The organism is Buchnera aphidicola (Cinara pseudotaxifoliae), assembly GCF_900128595.1.
GTDB lineage: Bacteria > Pseudomonadota > Gammaproteobacteria > Enterobacterales > Enterobacteriaceae > Buchnera_F > Buchnera_F aphidicola_J.
Genome location: NZ_LT635893.1, coordinates 138,959 through 157,578, shown reverse-complemented (window position 1 = coordinate 157,578; position 18,620 = coordinate 138,959). Strand labels below are relative to the sequence as shown.

Below are 18,620 nucleotides of genomic sequence, written 5' to 3'. Positions count from 1 at the left end.
AAAAAAAAATACTATGTTTTTATTAATACTGATTTAAAAGTTGTTGAAATAAACCTTTATATCTAAACATATAACAATTATTAGGTATAAAATAACGATCCGGATATGTAGCACATAAAAAATACAATCCAGAAGAAGAAACGGTAGGATAAATTTTATTTATATTTTTATTGCACAAAATCTGTTTTATCCAAACAACACTACATTTTGATAAACCTACTTTAATTAAACATCCAACAATATTTCTAACCATATGATATAAAAAAGAATTAGCAGTAACATCAATAATTACAAAATCATGAATCCTATATATTACTAATGCAGTTATATTTTTATATGGAGAAAAAGATTGACAACCGCTACTCTTGAAAGCTGTAAAATCATGTAAACCTAATAAACACTTAGCACTAATCTGCATATTTTTAATATCTAATAAATTTTTTACACAAAAATAATATTTAGTTAAAAAACTTGACCGTATATTACGATTTAAAATTATATAACGATATGATCGCGATAACGCTGAAAATCTAGCATGAAAATCAGATGTAATTTCTTTTAACCACAACACTGTAATGTCCTTCGGTAATAAAGAATTCACACCTTTCAACCAAACGGAAGAACTACGAACTACATGAGTACTAAAATGAGCAATTTGCATCATGGCGTGTACCCCTCTATCTGTTCTACCGGCACAAATTATATCTATTTTATAATCAGCTATTTTGGATAAAGCTTGTTCTATACATCCTTGTATAGTTGAAAACGATCGTTGTTTTTGCCAACCAAAATATATACTTCCATCATACTCTATACCTAATACAAACTTCATCTTTTTTTTTCCTAATCATACCATTTAATTTTTACCAACAAAAAAAATAATTATATCCTATATATTATATACATATTTACATATAAAAATATTGTTCATAACGTATTATGTTTTATATGGAAAATATCTTCTATTAAATATTTTATGCATACATAAATACTCTATTTTTAACGTTTTATAAAAAATATTTATCTAATAATCAATTAGCAAAATATATTCTATAGAAAAATAGAACGCGTGAATCATTCATTTTTATATTGACTACAATAAACTCTAGTGAAATACATAATTTACAAAAAAAATTCTATTTATAAATTATTGTAATTATTAAATTAGTATAATTACATTGATATATAAAATTATCAACACAAATTATATGTAAAAAACTAATTATATATAACTACATAAGTAAAGTTTCTAATACCTTTATATAAAAAACAATACAATCAACAAATCTTTTTCAATAATAAACTCTAAAATCTAAAAATTTTATAAATCATCTATTAAATGTTATGTGTATAAATATACTCTATGTTAATATGTTATCAATATTAATATTTATAAAAATATTTTTTATTAAGTATATCTAGAACAAGATTGTTTGTATCAATCTATTATATATAAAAAGATATATCAAAATTTTTATATTTCATAAAAAAAATATATTTCATATATATCTTGTGTAAATGTATAAAATATAAAAAAAATTTTACTATAATAAATCATTAATATTACTAATTTTAAAAAACCATATATAAATATAAAATAACATCGACGTTAAAATATGAAGCTAATTATAAAAAAGAATAATAATATATCTCAGAGAAAAATTAGTAAAAATTCTATAAAAGTATTATATAGATTAAACAAATTAGGATATGAGGCATACTTAGTAGGTGGTGGGGTCCGAGATTTATTATTAGGTAAAAAACCTAAAGATTTTGATATTGCTACCAATGCAAAACCAAGCGAAATTAGAAAGCTATTCAAAAACTGTCGGTTAATAGGGCGCCGTTTTATTATTGCGCACTTAATATTTAAAAGTGAAATTATTGAAGTATCGACATTCAGAACAAAAAATAACAATACTGATAAAAAAAAAATACACCCTAAAATCAAAAAATCCGATAATGGAATGTTATTATTCGATAACACTTTTGGAAAAATTGAAGAAGATGTATATAGAAGAGATTTAACAATTAATGCATTATATTACAATATTCAAGATTTCAGTATTCGCGATTATGTAGGCGGAATTAAAGATATAAAAATGAAAATAATAAGACTCATAGGTGATGCAGAAACTCGTTATAGAGAAGACCCTGTAAGAATGTTAAGAGTCATTCGTTTTTCTGTACAATTACACATGCACATAGATAGAAAAACCGAAGCACCTATTATTAAATTGTCAAAACTATTAAAAAACATCCCTCGAGCTCGATTATTTAACGAATCTATAAAATTATTTTGTTTAGGTTTTGGTTATTTAACTTACATGCGATTAAAAAAATATTCTTTAATATATCCGTTACTACCTTTTTTATCAAATAAATTTAGTAAAAAAAATACAAATTTTTTACATAATATCATTATTGCGTGTTTAAAAAAAGTAGATTCTTATTCTGCACATTGCTCTATACGATGTCCCTCTTTTTTGTTTGCATCATTACTATGGTATCCATTAAAAGAACAAATACAAATACTATTAATTAAAAAAAAAATAAAATATTTAAAAGCATATTCTATTTCTGTTCATTACATTTTAAAAAAATACTCATTATTATTAGGAATTCCGAAAAATATTCTAATAAATATTGAAAAAATATGGAATCTGCAAATAGAAATAGAAGAAAAAAAAAAAAATGAAATCAAAATAATCAAGAAAAATAATATTTTCTTTCAAGCTTTGGAACTAATTTCACTACGTTCTAAAATAGAAAATAAACTTGAACTAAAAAAAATTTTATTTCTATGGAATAAAAAAAATATTTTTTTTAAAAAAAAATATTAATATATATTATTCATAATAACACGCACTATTTAGTATAGTTTATACAAAAATGATATATATTAATCTTTATTTAAGTAAAAAATCTATCAAATTAATCACTGTAACATTAAATACTATAATTAAAAATATAAAAATCTAACATAATATAACAACTAATATAGTTTTAACGTAATTGATAAAATATTTAATATAATAGTTATTTTGTTCGTAATATTTATAATAAATTAATTTTTAAAAAGAAAAAAAACAAAAAATATGATACAATTTATTAATTATCTCATAAAAATTTTATCTAAATATTAAAAGTATATATACAAGCAATAATAACATTATTACTCTGAATTTTTCATATCATCCATAATAATACAATCACAATACTTCAGATAATCTATCAATATTTATTGTAACTAAAATTTGTACACATAGAAAAAATACCATTTTAATAAATTAAATTTAAATAATGATTTTAATACGAGATTATATTTATGAAAACGCTAAAATTCGGAGGTACATCTCTTGCAAACGCAAAAAAATTTATACAAGTATCTTCAATTATTATTAATCAAACAAAAATTAATCAAATATCAGTTGTATTGTCCGCGCCGGCTACTATAACAAATCATCTAGAGATGATTGTTTTAAAATGTATCCGTTACAACAACGTTCCCGCGGAAGAATTAACTACTTTAAAAAATTTTTTTTTAAAATTGACAAAAAAAATATATGCAACTAATAAAAAATATCCCAAAAATAACATTCAAAAAAAAATAACAAAACAGTGCGAAAAATTACAAAAGTTATTAAATTTAATTAAATTATTTAAAAAATGTCCAGACAAAATCTATGCTCAAGTAATAAGCATGGGTGAAATCTTGTCTGTAAAAATTATGAAAGAATTACTAATGTCATACGGACATGATGTTTTAACTATCAATCCTGTAAAACTAATATCAGCTACATCTAACTATCTTAACGCTATTGTTAAAATACATGAATCTAAAAAAAATTTCAAAAATTTAAATGTAAATAAAAAAAAAATTATTTTAATGCCTGGTTTTATTGCTGGTAATAAATCTCGAGAATTAGTAGTCTTAGGAAGAAACGGATCTGATTATTCTGCTAGTATATTATCTGTATGTACTAATTCTCATACTTGTGAAATTTGGACAGATGTAAACGGAATATACACAAGCGATCCTAATATTATATCTACAGCCAAATTTATATCAGAAATTACATATCAAGAAGCACTAGAATTATCTTATTTCGGCGCTAAAATTATTCACCCTGCTTCAGTAAAACCGTTACAAATTCATAATATTCCATGTATTATTAAAAATACTAATAATCCTAATTATCCAGGTACTCTCTTAACTATAAAAAATAATAATAATATTGATATAATTAAAGGAATTACATATTTAAAAAAAATTATTTTAATAAAAATAACTAAAATAAAAGAATCAAATCAAGAAAAAATTTTAAATAAAACATTCAAATATTTATCTAAAAAAAACATTACTACATATCTATTAAACCAATCATTATCAAATAACACAATTAGTTTTTATATACAAAATAATCCATTATTAAATATAAAACTAAAATTAAAAAAAGCACTTAGTGCAGAAATACAAAAAAAATCACTAAAAATAGTGCTTTGTGTTAAAAAACTTAGCATAATTTCTATAATTGGCTATAACATCAAAAAATATAACATTGACATATTAAAAAAAATATGTCTGGTAGTAAATAGTTTTAAAAACAAAATACTAGAAGTGTCATATAATACTTCCAAAATATCATTATCTGTTGTTTTACATGATAAACATATCATTGATATTACAGAAAAAATTCATGATTTAATTCTTTATAAAACTATTCCTGTAAATATTTTTTTAATTGGTATAGGTGGAGTTGGATCAAAATTATTAGATATTATTTTAATGCAAGAACAAAAATTAAAAAAAATTTTTATTCAGTTAAATGTTAATGTAATTGCAAATTCTACTACTTATATAGAAAATAAAAAAAAAATTAGTTTAATTCAGTGGAAAAAACAATTTAATCAATCTAATCAATTATTTATCTTAGAAAAAATTTTAAATTTAGTAAAAAAAAATGGATATTTATATCCAGTTTTAATAGATTGTACTGCTAGTCAAGATATTGCAGAAAAATATAAAATAATCATGAAAAAAGGATTTCATATAATTACAGCTAATAAAAAATCTAACTCTTCATTCTTTTCTAATTATAAATCAATTCGTAAAATAGCTCAAAAGTATAATAAAAAATTTTTTTATGAAACACATGTGGGAGCTGGATTACCTATACTTAATAATTTAAAAAATCTGATAAAATCTGGAGATCAGTTAATTAAATTTCAAGGAATTTTATCAGGATCCATGTCTTACATATTTGGAAAATTAGACGGTAATACTTCTCTATCAGATGCTATCAAACAAGCACAAACATTAGGATTTACAGAACCGAATCCTCAAGATGATCTCTTAGGAACAGATGTAGCTAGAAAATTATTAATTATAGCACGAGAATTTGGATATAAATTAGAATTATCCGATATTACTATAGAAAAAATATTACCTGATTCTTTTAATAAATCAAATCATAAAAAAGAATTTTTTTTACAACTAAAAAAATTAAATAATATATTTATTCGGCAAATCAATAAAGCAAAAAATGAAAAAAAAGTATTACGATTTGTTGGTACAATAAAAAACAATGGATCATGCAACATAAAAATTAAAGCTGTAGATAATAAAAATCCATTATATTATGTTAAAAATGGAGAAAATATATTTGTCTTTTATACAAAATATTATCAACCCATTCCTTTAATACTACGCGGTTACGGGGCTGGAAATGAAGTAACAGCATCAGGTATTTTCTCTGATTTATTACGTGTTATATTATAACATTACGAGTTTACGATAATGATAAAAATTTATGCTCCTGCTTCCATTGGTAATGTTGGTGTTGGTTTTGATATTTTAGGAGCAGCTATTACACCCATAGATGGAACTTTATTAGGAGATTGTATCTCAATACAGTCATCAGATACATTTCAATTACACTGTAATGGATCTTTTTCTAGTAATTTACCTAAAGACATAAAAAAAAACATTACTTGGAAAGCATGGTGTTGGTTTAATAAACATACTAATAAAAAAGAACCAATATCAATTAAATTAGAAAAAAACATGCCTGTAGGATCTGGACTAGGTTCAAGCGCTTCATCTGTAGTAGCTAGTGTTCTGGCATTCAATCAATTTTATAACACAAAGCTCTCACAAACAGAACTAATAAAACTAATGGGATCTTTGGAAGGAGACGTATCTGGAAGTGTTCACTATGACAATGTCGCTCCGTGTTATTTAGGAGGGTTGCAATTAATTACAGGAGATAAAAATTACATTACACAAAAACTTCCTATTTTTAAAAATTGGTTATGGATAATTGCATGGCCAGGAGTCACATTATCTACTTCAGCAGCAAGAAATATTCTTCCAATACGTTATAAAAAAGATATATGTATACAAAACAGTCGAAATATATCAACATTCATACATGCGTTACATACAAAACAACCAGAACTAGCTATTCGCTTTATGAAAGATGCTTTGGCAGAACCCTATAGAATTCCATTAATACCAAAATTTATACACATAAAAAAATCTATAATGAAATTAGGAGCATTAACTTGTAATATTTCGGGTTCCGGGCCAACATTGTTTTCAATATGTTTAAATATTTCCATCGCGAATAAAGTAAAAAAATGGTTAGAAAAAAATTTTATTATCAATAATAAAGGATTTGTTTATATTTGTAAAATTGATCAATTAGGTGCAAGAAAAATGAGATTTACACAATGAAACTATATAATTTAAAAGATCATAAAGAAGAGGTAAATTTTTTAAATGCTATTCAGTATGGTTTAGGAAAAAAACAAGGATTATTCTTTCCAAAATATTTACCAAAATTTAATTCTCACGATTTAAAAAAGTTAATAAAAATGGATTTTATTACACGTAGTGCGCATATACTGTCTCATTTTATATCTGATGAAATATCATTACCTGATTTAAAAAAACAAATTAAATCTGCTTTTTCATTTACCCCACCAATTATTGTACCTGTAACCAACAATATATCTTGTTTAGAATTGTTTCATGGACCAACTTTAGCTTTTAAAGATTTTGGTGCAAGATTTATGGCAAATATGTTATCATTTTGGAAGAATAAAAATTCTATTATGACTATATTAACTGCAACATCAGGCGATACAGGGGCTGCGGTTGCACATGCATTTTATTGTATGAAAAACATTCGTGTTGTAATACTATACCCTAAAGGAAGAGTAAGTGTTCTGCAAGAAAAACTATTTTGTACGTTAGGAAAAAATATACACACTATTGCAATTGATGGAAGCTTTGATGATTGTCAATATTTAGTTAAGCAATCGTTTAACGATAAAAAATTAAAAGAAACAATTGGTCTAAATTCTGCAAATTCTATTAATATTAGTAGATTATTAGCTCAAATTTGTTACTATTTTGAAGCCTTTGCATTAATATCACCAAAACATCACAAAGATATTGTAATATCTGTACCATGTGGCAATTTCGGTAATTTAACTGCTGGATTAATTGCAAAATCATTAGGATTACCTATAAAATCCTTTATTGCTGCTACTAATGCAAACGATACAGTACCTCGTTTTTTAAATAGCGGTACATGGAAACCTAGTCATACTATATCTACAATTTCTAACGCTATGGATATCAGCCAACCTAATAACTGGCCGAGAGTAGAAGAGCTCTTTAGACGAAAAAAATGGAATTTAAATACTCTAAAATCTGGAAGCATATCTGACAAAAAAACAATAAAAACTCTTCAGGAACTTTATAAAATAGGATATATATCAGAACCTCATGCAGCTATAGCATATAAAGTACTAATTAAATACATGAAAAAAACAGATTTTGGATTATTTTTAGGAACAGCTCATCCTTCTAAATTTCAAAATACAGTTGAGTCCATATTAAATATTAAATTAAAATTACCTCATTCTTTACAATCTCGAATAAATTTAAAGAATTTTTCACATCATATGAAACCAGATTTTTTGAAGTTAAAAAATTTTTTACTAACAAAAATTTAACAAATCTTATAATTTAGAGAGGAATATTAGAATCCCTCTCTAAATTAGAGAGTACTTAAAATTAATATGTATTACTATTTCAATTCTGCAATTTATACATTGAACAAAAAATTTATAATATCTCCATCTTGTACTATATATTTTTTTCCTTCACTACGTATTTTTCCTAATTGCTTAATTTTAATTAAGTTACGATACTTGATGAAGTCAATGTATGAAATAATTTGAGCTCTAATAAACCCTTTAGAAAAATCAGTATGAATTAACTTAGCAACTTGAATAGCTGTCTTTTCTGCTTTAAATGTCCATGACCGTACTTCCTTTGGTCCAGCAGTGAAAAAAGTCTTTAAACATAAAGAAGTGCATAAATGTCTGATAAACTTATTAAAATCTACATCAAAAAAAAATAAACGATTTTTTTGAGTAGATAAAACATCAATATTATTTGTTTGAATACTATGTTTATGATCCAAAACAACAGGAATAACAGTAGATAAATCAACATTTTTATCTTTATATAATTCATTAATATTAATGTTACAACGCATATCTTTAGTCATATTAAAAATATAAATCATAGGTTTTAATGTTAAAAATTGATATTGTCGTAAAATTTTTAATTCTTCTTTTAAAAAAACTAAATCTTTCAAAAAAAAACCAGATTTTAATTGATATATGCATCTTTGAATTAAATTAAAAAAAACTGAATGACGCACATCATTTATATCTTTTTGAACAGATTGTTTTTGAAAAATTTTTTCACATAAACCAAGATCGGACAATAACAATTCTGTATTAATAATGTCAATATCACGCAACGGATTTATATTATTATATACATGCGTTATTTCATTATTTATAAAACAACGAACAACATGCATAATAGCGTTACATTCTCTAATTTTTTTTAAAAATTTATTACCTAAACCTTCTCCTTTAGAAGCACCTTTTACTAATCCAGCAATATCAATTATAGTAATAACACTATGTATAACATTTTTAGTTGATAAACAAACAGCTATTTTTTTTAATCTATTATCAGGAATAGAAACTATCCCTATATTTGGTTCAATAGTACAAAAAGGGAAATTTTTTGATGGGATATTTAATCTTGTTATCGTATTAAATAAAGCAGATTTTCCTACATTAGGCAACCCCACAATACCACATTTATATACCACAATAATTTATACCTATTTAGTTTTAAATTAAATTTAGAGACAATACAATTAATCACTATAATAAAAATTATTTATTTATAATAATTTTTTTATTTTTCAAAAATTTTTTTTTATATATATAATCTTTAGTTAATAGAATAAATTCTAATATTGCTTTTTTGATTATACTACCTTCCTTTTTTGTAGGTTTTTTTAGTACAAATGTTGATACATTTTTTTTTTGTGTTGGACGACCAATTCCAATACATAGTTGCATAAAATCGTCTTTGGAAGAGAAATGACTGATGATGCTTCTAACACCATTATGGCCATTATGACTTTTTCCAAATTTTATTTTTACTATTCCAGGAAATAAATCTAATTCATCTCGTACTATTAAAATATCAGATAAATCAATTTTATAAAAAGATGAGGCAGCATGTACTGAAAAACCTGAAACATTCATAAATACATGTGGTCGTAATAAATAAATTAAATGATTATTTACTGTAATATTTGAAACATATCCTAAAAAACTTTTTTTAAATTTAAATGAAATTTTATGAACATTAGATAACATATTGATAAACCAATAACCTACATTATGTCGTGTATTACAATATTGATTTAATGGATTTCCAAGACCAACAATCATTTTTATTTTTTTCAAAATACCTTCTTTAAAAATTAAATATAATTAAATTATTATACATTTTTTACAAAATCACTAATAAAAATATTATACACTTATATAAAATATATATAAGTATTAAATACTTATATCTACTATATAATATATTCGTATGTTACATACTTATATGTGTATATACTTATACATTACATGATTATATGTTATATACTTTTTTTCGTGATAAAATCTATAAAAAAAATACTACATACACAAAATATTTTTATAAATCATAAACAATATATATCATTACAAAAACCATTAAAAACACAAAATACTCTAAAAATAAATTTTATATACTTTTAAGATAAAGATTTTTCTTTATTTCAAAAATTGATATGTTTGTTAAACATATTTGATATTGATATATGTAACAATATATCTTAATATAATAAATTTCTATTTTTTGAAAAATCATATTATTATATACATTTAATAACTATTATTAAAAATAATATATTAAAAAATAAATATATATTAATAATTAAATAATCATTTAATAATAGCATTATAAAAACAATCATTATTGTATTTAAATGTATTGAGTTATTTAAACAAGATGTTTATAATTTTATTATTGTTAAATACATACAGATAAATTCAATGTTATTCTAAATAATGAAACTGAGATACATATGTCTATAAAACAAAATTTACGATTTATGATAAAAAATCGATTTAGAGGATTCTATCCCGTTGTTATAGATATAGAAAGTGCAGGATTTCACGCAAAAACAGATGCTTTGTTAGAAATTGCAATTGTAACCTTAAAAATGAATACACATGGATGGCTACAAATAGATGATACCTTACATTTTCATATTAAACCTTTTAAAGGATCGATTATACAAGCAGAATCGGTAGCATTTAATAAAATAGATCCTTTCAATCCTCTTAGAGGAGCTGTTAGTGAGCAAAACGCGCTAAAAAGTATTTTTAAACTAGTAAAAAAAAAAATTAGCTTGAATAAATGCAAAAAAGGAATACTAGTTGCTCATAACGCTAATTTTGATCATAACTTTTTAATGGCAGCAGCTAAAAGAGTAGGAGTTATTAAAAATCCTTTTCATCCTTTTACTACATTTGATACCGCAGCACTTAGTGGTTTAATTTTTGGGCAAACAGTACTAGCAAAAGCATGTCAGATGGCCGGTATCCCTTTTGATACAACGCAAGCACATTCCGCTTTATACGATACCTTGCAAACAGCGCATTTATTTTGTGAATTAGTAAATAGGTGGAAAAGAATTGGAGGATGGCCTCCAAACACATCTCACCGTAAAAAAAAAGATGAGATGTTTGACACATAATGTATATAATCCTTAATTCATGACCATAATTACTTTAATTTAATATTATGTTGACAATTTTTAACTAAATTTAATAATTCTCCATTATTTAATAATTCTAAAATAATATCGCATCCGCCTATCAAACGCTCATTAATCCATAATTGAGGAAAAGTTGGCCATTTTGAATATTTTGGTAAAGCTAAACGAATGTCTGTATCTTTTAAAACATCAACATAAAAAAATTTTGAAGTACAAGAAGATAAAGCTTGAACAGCTCGAGCAGAAAAACCACAACTAGGATATTCAGGAGAACCTTTCATATAAAGAACAATAATATTTTTCTTTAATTGCTTTTTTATTTTTTTAATAACATCTATCATATTAATATCACTCACAAATGTAATAAAATTACATACAATTCATAAAATTTTTTTATAAATATAATGATAAAAATATCATTATATTTTTAATAAAAAACAAACTAATGGTACTATAAATATAGACATAAAAAAATGTTTTTTAAAATATTTTAATAAAAAAAATAAAATTTATATATAAATATTGTCTAAATCAAATAGATCTATTATAATGTAATTCACATATGGGGCTGTTATGGATTTGACAGAATATACAAAAATTATTGCAGCATGTCGAGGATTGGTTTGCCTCGTTAAAAAACCAAATTTATTAAATGCAAAACAAAAAAACTACGCTTTAGCAGCTTAAAAACCTAGATAAAGCCCTTTCTCGCTAATCTATTTACTCTCTTTAATAGATAAGTTATATTTTAGAAAGGTTATATTAAAAGAGACATTCTTATATCGTTAATCTTAAAACAATAAGATTGTATTTTATTAAGATACAAAATAATACTTTGTTTATTAAGTCTTATTTTAAAAAATTAAATAAACTAAACATGTAGAACAATAATATTAGTTATTTTGGACGCGGGTTCAAATCCCGCCAGCTCCAAAAATTTTTTAAAAATTTTAACTAAACATCTGGTTAAATAATGTATAAAAAATATACAAATATTAATAAAAATAATTGTATTTTGTTCAGAATATACATATAAACATAATAACAATAATAATTATTTTTCATTAAAAAAAATAACATCTTAAAAACAATTAACATACAAAAAATTTTTAAATATTTTAAAATATTTAAAAACAAAAATAATTCGTGTAAAATACCAATACATAAATTACAAAAATAGACAAACATAAATTAAAAAATATTCTTTTGCTACATTAAAATTATATATATACATATTCAATACAATGTTTAATACATATAAAACATATACTATAAATATCTTAAAAAAAAAGCCATAACTTTTGTTATTTAAAAATTACCTAAATAATTTTATTTTCTAAATAATTTTAATAAAAAATCAATTAATAAAGATATAGTCGAGAAAAAATATGAAAAATAAAAAAAACATTACAAATAATATTTCTCCAAAAAAAACCGAACAGACAAAAAAAACAGATAAACTCTATAAAATTGAACAAAAAATTTTTTATTTAAAAAAAGAAAAAAAAACTATAAAATTAAGACATTACGCTAATATAGACAATGCAATAAAAAAAAATATACAAGAAGTAAAATCAATTAAAAAAAACCAATTTAAAAATTTTTTAAAAAACATATTATCTATCATCAACCAAATTGATAATTTAGTAAAAATATCTAAAAAATCTGTATCTGTACCAAAACCAGTAATTGAAGGAATACGATTAACCAATAATATATTAGAAAAAAATTTAAAAACATGGCATATAAAAAAAATTAATCAAACTAATATACCATTTGATTCTAATATACATACTTTCAAAAAAAACAATAATAAAGAATCATGCCTAAATAATACGCAAGTTAAAAAAATAAAAAAAGTCGGATATAAATTTAAAAATTATATAATCAAAAAAGCTACTATTGTTGTATAATTTACAATATACTATTTAACATAACAGAAAAAATATTAGCTAATATTAGAATGGTTTAAAATTATATATTTTTAAACCAATTAATTGGTGTTTTGTTTTGCTTTATTAATATTCTGTTTATTTTTAAAAAGTGTTTACATCCAAAAAAACCTCTGTGAGAAGATAATGGAGATGGATGTGACGATTGTAATATAAAATGTACATCTTTATTTATTAAACGATATTTTTGACCTGATAAAGAACCCCATAATACAAATATTATACCTTTATGAACATCACTAATGAATTTAATAACTTGATCAGTAAATTTTTCCCAACCCAGTCCTTTATGGGATCCCGGAAAACCATCTGAAACTGTTAATATGGAATTTAATAAAAATACACCCTGCCTAGACCAATCTTTTAAACATCCGTTAGTACGAGTTGCAAACTGTGGAAAATTATACTTTAACTCTATAAATATGTTTTTTAATGAAGACGGTAACGGTTTTAATTTTGAAACTGAAAAAGATAAACCATTCGCTTGTCCGTATCGACAATATGGATCTTGACCTAATATTACTACTTTAATTTCTGATACTGGAGTTAATAAAAAAGCATTAAAAATATCTTGTTTAGGAGGATAAACTGATGTGGTTTGTTGTATTTTTTGTAAAGTATTCCATAAATACATAAAATATTTTTTTTTTTTTTCTCTAAAAAAAAATTTTGACCAGGAATAGTCAGATACAGTATTCATTGTATACACCAATCTTATAAAATAAGAAACAAAATATATTTTTTATTAAAAATAATCTTTTAAAATAATATGAATAAATAAAAATTATGATATAGTATATCATAATTTAATTATATACAATTCATCATATGATAGTTTTTATATACAGGGGAATAAAAATGATTTTAGTATCTAAAAAAGCTCCTAATTTTATTGCATCAGCAGTTTTACCTGACGGTAAAATAGTTAATGATTTTAATTTATATGAATATAGTTCTGGAAAAATAACAGTATTATTTTTTTGGCCTATGGATTTTACATTTGTATGTCCTTCAGAATTAATAGCATTTAATAACCTATATTCCGAGTTTAATGATAGAAACGTACATATTATAGGTGTTTCTGTAGATTCAGTATACGTACATAACGCCTGGAGAAATATAGAACCTAAACATGGAGGTATTGGAACAGTAAAATTTCCTATGATATCCGATATTACTAAAGCTATACAAAAATCTTACGGAGTTGAACATCCGGAGTTAACAATTGCTTTCAGAGCATCCTTTATAATTGATAAAGATGGTATTATTCGTCACCAATCTATTAATGACCTTCCAATAGGAAGAAATATTCTAGAAATTATCAGAATAATTGATGCTTTTAAATTGTATAAAAAATCTGGAAAAGTGTGTCCGGCTAATTGGAGTACAGAAAAAGAATCTATGCAGGCAACTCCAGAAGGAGTAAAAAAATATCTGTCAAGAAATTTTCAAAAAATATAATTCATTTCATATAAACAATATATTTCTATAAATTTTTATGAAAAATTAATAGAATTAGTTTATTTTAAATATAAATCTACATTTAAATATTGTTGTATCAGTGCAACATAACAATAAGTATTGTTATGTGGTACCGTTTTAAAATTACAGCATTTTACAGCAAAAATAATATTATTGACTAACATATTCTATTTATAAAATAATATTCTTATTCCATTTTTGTATTCACATAACAAATCAAAAAAAAACATAATTTTAATTAAAATATATTAAAAAAGATTATCCGAAAGAGATAAGAAAATGAGTGATATTGCAAAAGAAATAAAAAAGGTCAATATTGAAGAAGAGTTACAAAGATCTTATCTTGATTATGCTATGTCTGTAATTATTGGACGAGCATTACCAGATGTACGAGATGGACTAAAACCCGTACATAGAAGAATATTATTTGCCATGAATATATTACGTAATAAGTGGAATAAACCATATAAAAAATCTGCAAGAATAGTAGGTGATGTAATTGGTAAATATCATCCACACGGAGATTCTGCAGTATATGACGCCATTGTACGTATGGCTCAACAATTCTCTCTAAGATACACTTTAATCGATGGACAAGGAAATTTTGGATCTATTGACGGAGATTCTGCAGCAGCTATGAGATATACAGAAATACGTATGTCTAGAATTGCTCACGAAATGCTAAATGATTTGGAGAAAAATACAGTTGATTTCGTTTTAAATTACGATGGAACAGAAAAAATACCAGAAATTTTACCAACTAAAATTCCTAATTTATTAATTAATGGATCCTCCGGTATTGCTGTAGGTATGGCAACCAATATTCCTCCGCATAATTTACAAGAAGTAATTAACGGTTGCATTGAATACCTTAAAAATCCAAACATTTCTTTAAAAAAACTAATGCAGTATATTCCAGGTCCTGATTTTCCAACAGCTGGAATTATTTATGGAAGAAGTGGTATTCAAGAAGCTTATCTTACAGGAAAAGGAAAAATATCTATTCGATCAAAATATTCTATTGAATATAACGAGAGAACTAAAAAAGAATCTTTAATAGTATATGAATTACCTTATCAAGTAAATAAATCTAAATTAATTGAAAAAATTGCTTCATTAGTAAAAGAAAAAAAAATTCTTGGAATTTCTGCTATTCGTGATGAATCTGATAAAGACGGGATGAGAATTGTAATAGAAATCAAAAAAGATTTTATTACTAAAGTAGTGCTTCATCAACTTTATACTTTAACATCATTACAAACATCGTTTGGAATAAATATGGTTGCTTTATCTTCAGGACAACCTAAAACAATGGGTTTAAAAAAAATACTGAAAGAGTTTATAGAGCACAGAAAAAAAATTATTACTAGAAAATGTTTATTCAAACTGAATAAATACACAAAAAAAATACATGTATTAGAAGGATTTTATATTGCTTTAGACAATATAGATAAAATCATTACAATAATAAAACTAGCTAATAATAGTAGAACAGCGAGAAAAAATTTAGAAAAAATAACATGGAAAAAAAATAATACTGTACGTATACACAATAATATATGTAATCAAACAGTAAATTTTAGTTTTAGTAAAAAACAAACACAAGCTATTTTAGATATGAAACTTAATAAGCTGACTACATTAGAAAAAAATAATATTTATAATAAATATAACAGTTTATTAAAAAAAAAATTAATTTTAAAAAAAATCCTATCTAGTTCTGATCAATTAAAGAAAATAATCAAAAAAGAATTGTCAACAATAAAAAATCAATTTTCTGATTTACGTAGAACGAAAATTATAAATAAAACATCTGAAATAAACATGGAAGATATGATAATACAAGAAAGCGTTGTAGTAACTCTATCGCATTCTGGATACGTAAAATATCAACCAATTTCAGATTACAACGCTCAAAAAAGAGGAGGAAAAGGAAAATCTGCAGCAAAAACTACTGATGAAGATTATATAGAAAATTTATTAGTAGCTAATTCTCATGACACTATTTTATGTTTTTCTAGTCGAGGAATACTTTATTGGATGAAAGTATATCAATTACCCGAAACTAGCAGACATGCACGAGGACGTCCTATCATTAATTTACTACCGTTAACCCAAAAAGAAAGAATCACAACAATTCTACCTATTTCAAAATACAAATCATCAATAAATATTTTTATGGCCACTGCTTTAGGTTTTGTGAAAAAAACATCATTAGATAAATTTAAAAAACCTAGAAATTCTGGAATTATAGCAATTAATTTACGAAAAAATGATGAATTAATTGGTGTTTCTTTAACCAATGGTAAAAATAATATACTACTGTTCACTTCTAAGGGAAAAGTAGTTCGATTTTCTGAAACCACTATAAGAAAAATGGGTCGAACTGCTGCAGGCATTAAAGGTATAAAAATTATTCCCAACGATCGAGTCGTATCGTTGTTAGTTCCTAAAACTAAAGATGATATATTAATCGTAACAGAAAATGGATATGGAAAAAGAACTAAAATTAATCAATTTCCTATTAAATCACGAGCTACTAAAGGTGTTATTTCTATTCGCGTGACTCCAAAAAATGGAGTTGTTATAGGAGCTATACAAGTAGATCATTACAATCAGATTATGATGATTACAGACGCTGGAACTCTTGTTAGAACTAGAGTATCTGAAATTGCAATTTTACAAAGAAATACTCAAGGAGTTATTTTAATTAGAACTATGAGAAAAGAAAAAGTAGTTGGTTTACAAAAACTATCTTATACTCCCGTAATATCATAAAATTACTACTTAAAAAAATTTCATAGTAATTTTACGAATTCAGTATAAAAATTATGGTGTATTGTTTTAAGATATCAAAACGACTGAATAACAGTCATAGCGGTAGTATATACTATATCCTGAACAGTCGCTCCACGAGATAAGTCATTTACTGGTTTTCGTAAACCTTGTAAAATAGGTCCGATTGATATAATCCCGGAAGATTGTTGAACCGCTTTATATGTAATGTTTCCAGAATTTAAATCAGGAAATATTAAAACAGTAGCTTGACCCGCGACTAAAGAACTAGGAAACTTTTTTTTTGCTATTGCCGGTGAAATAGCAGCGTCATATTGCATAGGTCCATCAATTAATAAATCTGATTGAATATTCTTTACAATACTGATAGATTTTCTAATCTTATCGACAGATTTACCAGATCCTGAAGTATCAGTAGAATACGATAACATTGCTATTTTTGGAAATATTCCCACAGATTTTGCTGTATTAGCAGATTGAATTGCAATTTTAGCTAATATATTTGCATCTGGATATTTGTTAATAGCACAATCTCCGTATACTAAGACTTTATTTGGAAAAAGCATCAAAAAAACTGATGATACAAATGAATCTTTATGATTATTTTGTATCAACTGAAATGTCGGACGTACAATATCCGCTGTGGAATGCGTTATTCCTGCTACAACACCATCTACATCATTATCGTTCAACATCATTAATGATAATATTATATCATTGCGCAACACATCCGAAGCTTTTTTTAAATTAAATATATCTTTATTTTGTCTTAATCGAAATAAACTTTGTACATAATCTTTTCGAATACTATCAGGATTAATAACTATAATATTGTTATTTAACAAAAAATTATTTTTTATAGAAAAATTATTAATATAATTATAATCTCCCAACAAAACACATTTTGATATATTTAATTGACTACATATAGAAGCAGCTTCAATAATTTTTATATCATTACCTTCAGGAAAAACAATTTTTTTGATCTTAGAACTAGCTTTTTTTTGTAAAAATAATTTAAATTTCTCTACATAATTTTTCATAAATATATTAATCAACGTAATAAATAAAATTAAAAAAAATAATTTAGTAACATTCTATATAATTTATATAAAAATGTTTCAAGTAAAATATATATACGAATTAAAAGATGCATTACATATAATTTTATACCAGTACATGT

The 18,620-nt window shown here is 24.0% G+C and carries 14 protein-coding genes and 1 other RNA gene; 9 read left to right on the top strand and 6 right to left on the bottom strand.

The window, feature by feature from the left end; translation table 11 throughout:
• Positions 1–22: 22 nt before the first annotated feature.
• On the bottom strand, positions 23–832 hold the full coding sequence (truA, locus tag BUCIPSTX3056_RS00675) for a tRNA pseudouridine(38-40) synthase TruA (protein WP_075474582.1): 810 nt from the start codon (positions 830–832) through the stop codon (positions 23–25).
• A 784-nt stretch (positions 833–1,616) separates the two neighbouring features.
• Between truA and pcnB the strand changes: the two genes are divergently transcribed.
• The 4 genes from pcnB (at position 1,617) to thrC (ending at position 8,028) form a co-directional block, all read left to right on the top strand.
• On the top strand, positions 1,617–2,843 hold the full coding sequence (gene pcnB / locus BUCIPSTX3056_RS00670) for a polynucleotide adenylyltransferase PcnB (RefSeq protein WP_075474581.1): 1,227 nt from the start codon (positions 1,617–1,619) through the stop codon (positions 2,841–2,843).
• Between the two features lie 485 nt (positions 2,844–3,328).
• Entirely contained in the window at positions 3,329–5,782 is a 2,454-nt protein-coding gene (thrA, locus tag BUCIPSTX3056_RS00665; protein ID WP_075474579.1) for a bifunctional aspartate kinase/homoserine dehydrogenase I, read from the top strand.
• 18 nt (positions 5,783–5,800) lie between these two features.
• Entirely contained in the window at positions 5,801–6,739 is a 939-nt protein-coding gene (thrB, locus tag BUCIPSTX3056_RS00660) for a homoserine kinase (RefSeq protein ID WP_075474577.1), read from the top strand.
• Complete coding sequence (gene thrC, locus BUCIPSTX3056_RS00655; RefSeq protein WP_075474575.1) at positions 6,736–8,028, top strand: threonine synthase; 1,293 nt, start codon at positions 6,736–6,738, stop codon at positions 8,026–8,028. The genes thrB and thrC overlap by 4 nt, the downstream gene beginning before the upstream one ends.
• A gap of 92 nt (positions 8,029–8,120) precedes the next feature.
• On the opposite strand, the gene ychF is transcribed toward thrC, so the two are convergent.
• Together ychF and pth are read right to left on the bottom strand one after the other, a co-directional pair.
• Positions 8,121–9,209, bottom strand: coding sequence for a redox-regulated ATPase YchF (ychF, locus tag BUCIPSTX3056_RS00650; protein ID WP_075474573.1), 1,089 nt, complete (start codon positions 9,207–9,209; stop codon positions 8,121–8,123).
• A gap of 67 nt (positions 9,210–9,276) precedes the next feature.
• On the bottom strand, positions 9,277–9,858 hold the full coding sequence (gene pth / locus BUCIPSTX3056_RS00645; RefSeq protein ID WP_075474571.1) for an aminoacyl-tRNA hydrolase: 582 nt from the start codon (positions 9,856–9,858) through the stop codon (positions 9,277–9,279).
• A gap of 653 nt (positions 9,859–10,511) precedes the next feature.
• Here pth and rnt point away from each other — a divergent pair.
• A complete protein-coding gene (gene rnt, locus BUCIPSTX3056_RS00640; protein WP_075474568.1) occupies positions 10,512–11,186 on the top strand; it encodes a ribonuclease T in 675 nt (224 codons plus the stop codon).
• 29 nt (positions 11,187–11,215) lie between these two features.
• Here rnt and grxD read toward each other — a convergent pair whose 3' ends face one another.
• On the bottom strand, positions 11,216–11,545 hold the full coding sequence (gene grxD, locus BUCIPSTX3056_RS00635) for a Grx4 family monothiol glutaredoxin (protein ID WP_082253741.1): 330 nt from the start codon (positions 11,543–11,545) through the stop codon (positions 11,216–11,218).
• 226 nt (positions 11,546–11,771) lie between these two features.
• On the opposite strand from grxD, the gene ssrA reads away from it, so the two are divergent.
• Positions 11,772–12,141, top strand: a transfer-messenger RNA (tmRNA) gene (gene ssrA, locus BUCIPSTX3056_RS00630).
• A 454-nt stretch (positions 12,142–12,595) separates the two neighbouring features.
• Positions 12,596–13,120 carry a nucleotide exchange factor GrpE gene (gene grpE, locus BUCIPSTX3056_RS00625; RefSeq protein ID WP_075474562.1) on the top strand — a complete coding sequence of 175 codons (525 nt, stop codon included), beginning with the start codon at positions 12,596–12,598 and terminating at the stop codon, positions 13,118–13,120.
• A gap of 61 nt (positions 13,121–13,181) precedes the next feature.
• Here grpE and ung read toward each other — a convergent pair whose 3' ends face one another.
• A complete protein-coding gene (ung, locus tag BUCIPSTX3056_RS00620; RefSeq protein ID WP_075474560.1) occupies positions 13,182–13,859 on the bottom strand; it encodes a uracil-DNA glycosylase in 678 nt (225 codons plus the stop codon).
• A gap of 158 nt (positions 13,860–14,017) precedes the next feature.
• Here ung and BUCIPSTX3056_RS00615 point away from each other — a divergent pair, with 158 nt between their 5' ends.
• Both BUCIPSTX3056_RS00615 and gyrA read left to right on the top strand, forming a co-directional pair.
• Positions 14,018–14,620 (top strand): peroxiredoxin, encoded by a 603-nt coding sequence (locus tag BUCIPSTX3056_RS00615; protein WP_075474558.1) that lies wholly within the window; start codon positions 14,018–14,020, stop codon positions 14,618–14,620.
• 300 nt (positions 14,621–14,920) lie between these two features.
• Complete coding sequence (gene gyrA, locus BUCIPSTX3056_RS00610; protein WP_075474556.1) at positions 14,921–17,419, top strand: DNA gyrase subunit A; 2,499 nt, start codon at positions 14,921–14,923, stop codon at positions 17,417–17,419.
• A 74-nt stretch (positions 17,420–17,493) separates the two neighbouring features.
• On the opposite strand, the gene pta is transcribed toward gyrA, so the two are convergent.
• Entirely contained in the window at positions 17,494–18,480 is a 987-nt protein-coding gene (gene pta / locus BUCIPSTX3056_RS00605; protein ID WP_075474554.1) for a phosphate acetyltransferase, read from the bottom strand.
• Between the last annotated feature and the right edge of the window lie 140 nt (positions 18,481–18,620).

Bases quoted from the DNA above. Each gene is read 5' to 3' on its own strand.
- truA (WP_075474582.1), bottom strand. From the start codon at position 832: ATGAAGTTTGTATTAGGTATAGAGTATGATGGAAGTATATATTTTGGT.
- pcnB (WP_075474581.1), top strand. From the start codon at position 1,617: ATGAAGCTAATTATAAAAAAGAATAATAATATATCTCAGAGAAAAATT.
- thrA (WP_075474579.1), top strand. From the start codon at position 3,329: ATGAAAACGCTAAAATTCGGAGGTACATCTCTTGCAAACGCAAAAAAA.
- thrB (WP_075474577.1), top strand. From the start codon at position 5,801: ATGATAAAAATTTATGCTCCTGCTTCCATTGGTAATGTTGGTGTTGGT.
- thrC (WP_075474575.1), top strand. From the start codon at position 6,736: ATGAAACTATATAATTTAAAAGATCATAAAGAAGAGGTAAATTTTTTA.
- rnt (WP_075474568.1), top strand. From the start codon at position 10,512: ATGTCTATAAAACAAAATTTACGATTTATGATAAAAAATCGATTTAGA.
- grpE (WP_075474562.1), top strand. From the start codon at position 12,596: ATGAAAAATAAAAAAAACATTACAAATAATATTTCTCCAAAAAAAACC.
- ung (WP_075474560.1), bottom strand. From the start codon at position 13,859: ATGAATACTGTATCTGACTATTCCTGGTCAAAATTTTTTTTTAGAGAA.
- BUCIPSTX3056_RS00615 (WP_075474558.1), top strand. From the start codon at position 14,018: ATGATTTTAGTATCTAAAAAAGCTCCTAATTTTATTGCATCAGCAGTT.
- gyrA (WP_075474556.1), top strand. From the start codon at position 14,921: ATGAGTGATATTGCAAAAGAAATAAAAAAGGTCAATATTGAAGAAGAG.
- pta (WP_075474554.1), bottom strand. From the start codon at position 18,480: ATGAAAAATTATGTAGAGAAATTTAAATTATTTTTACAAAAAAAAGCT.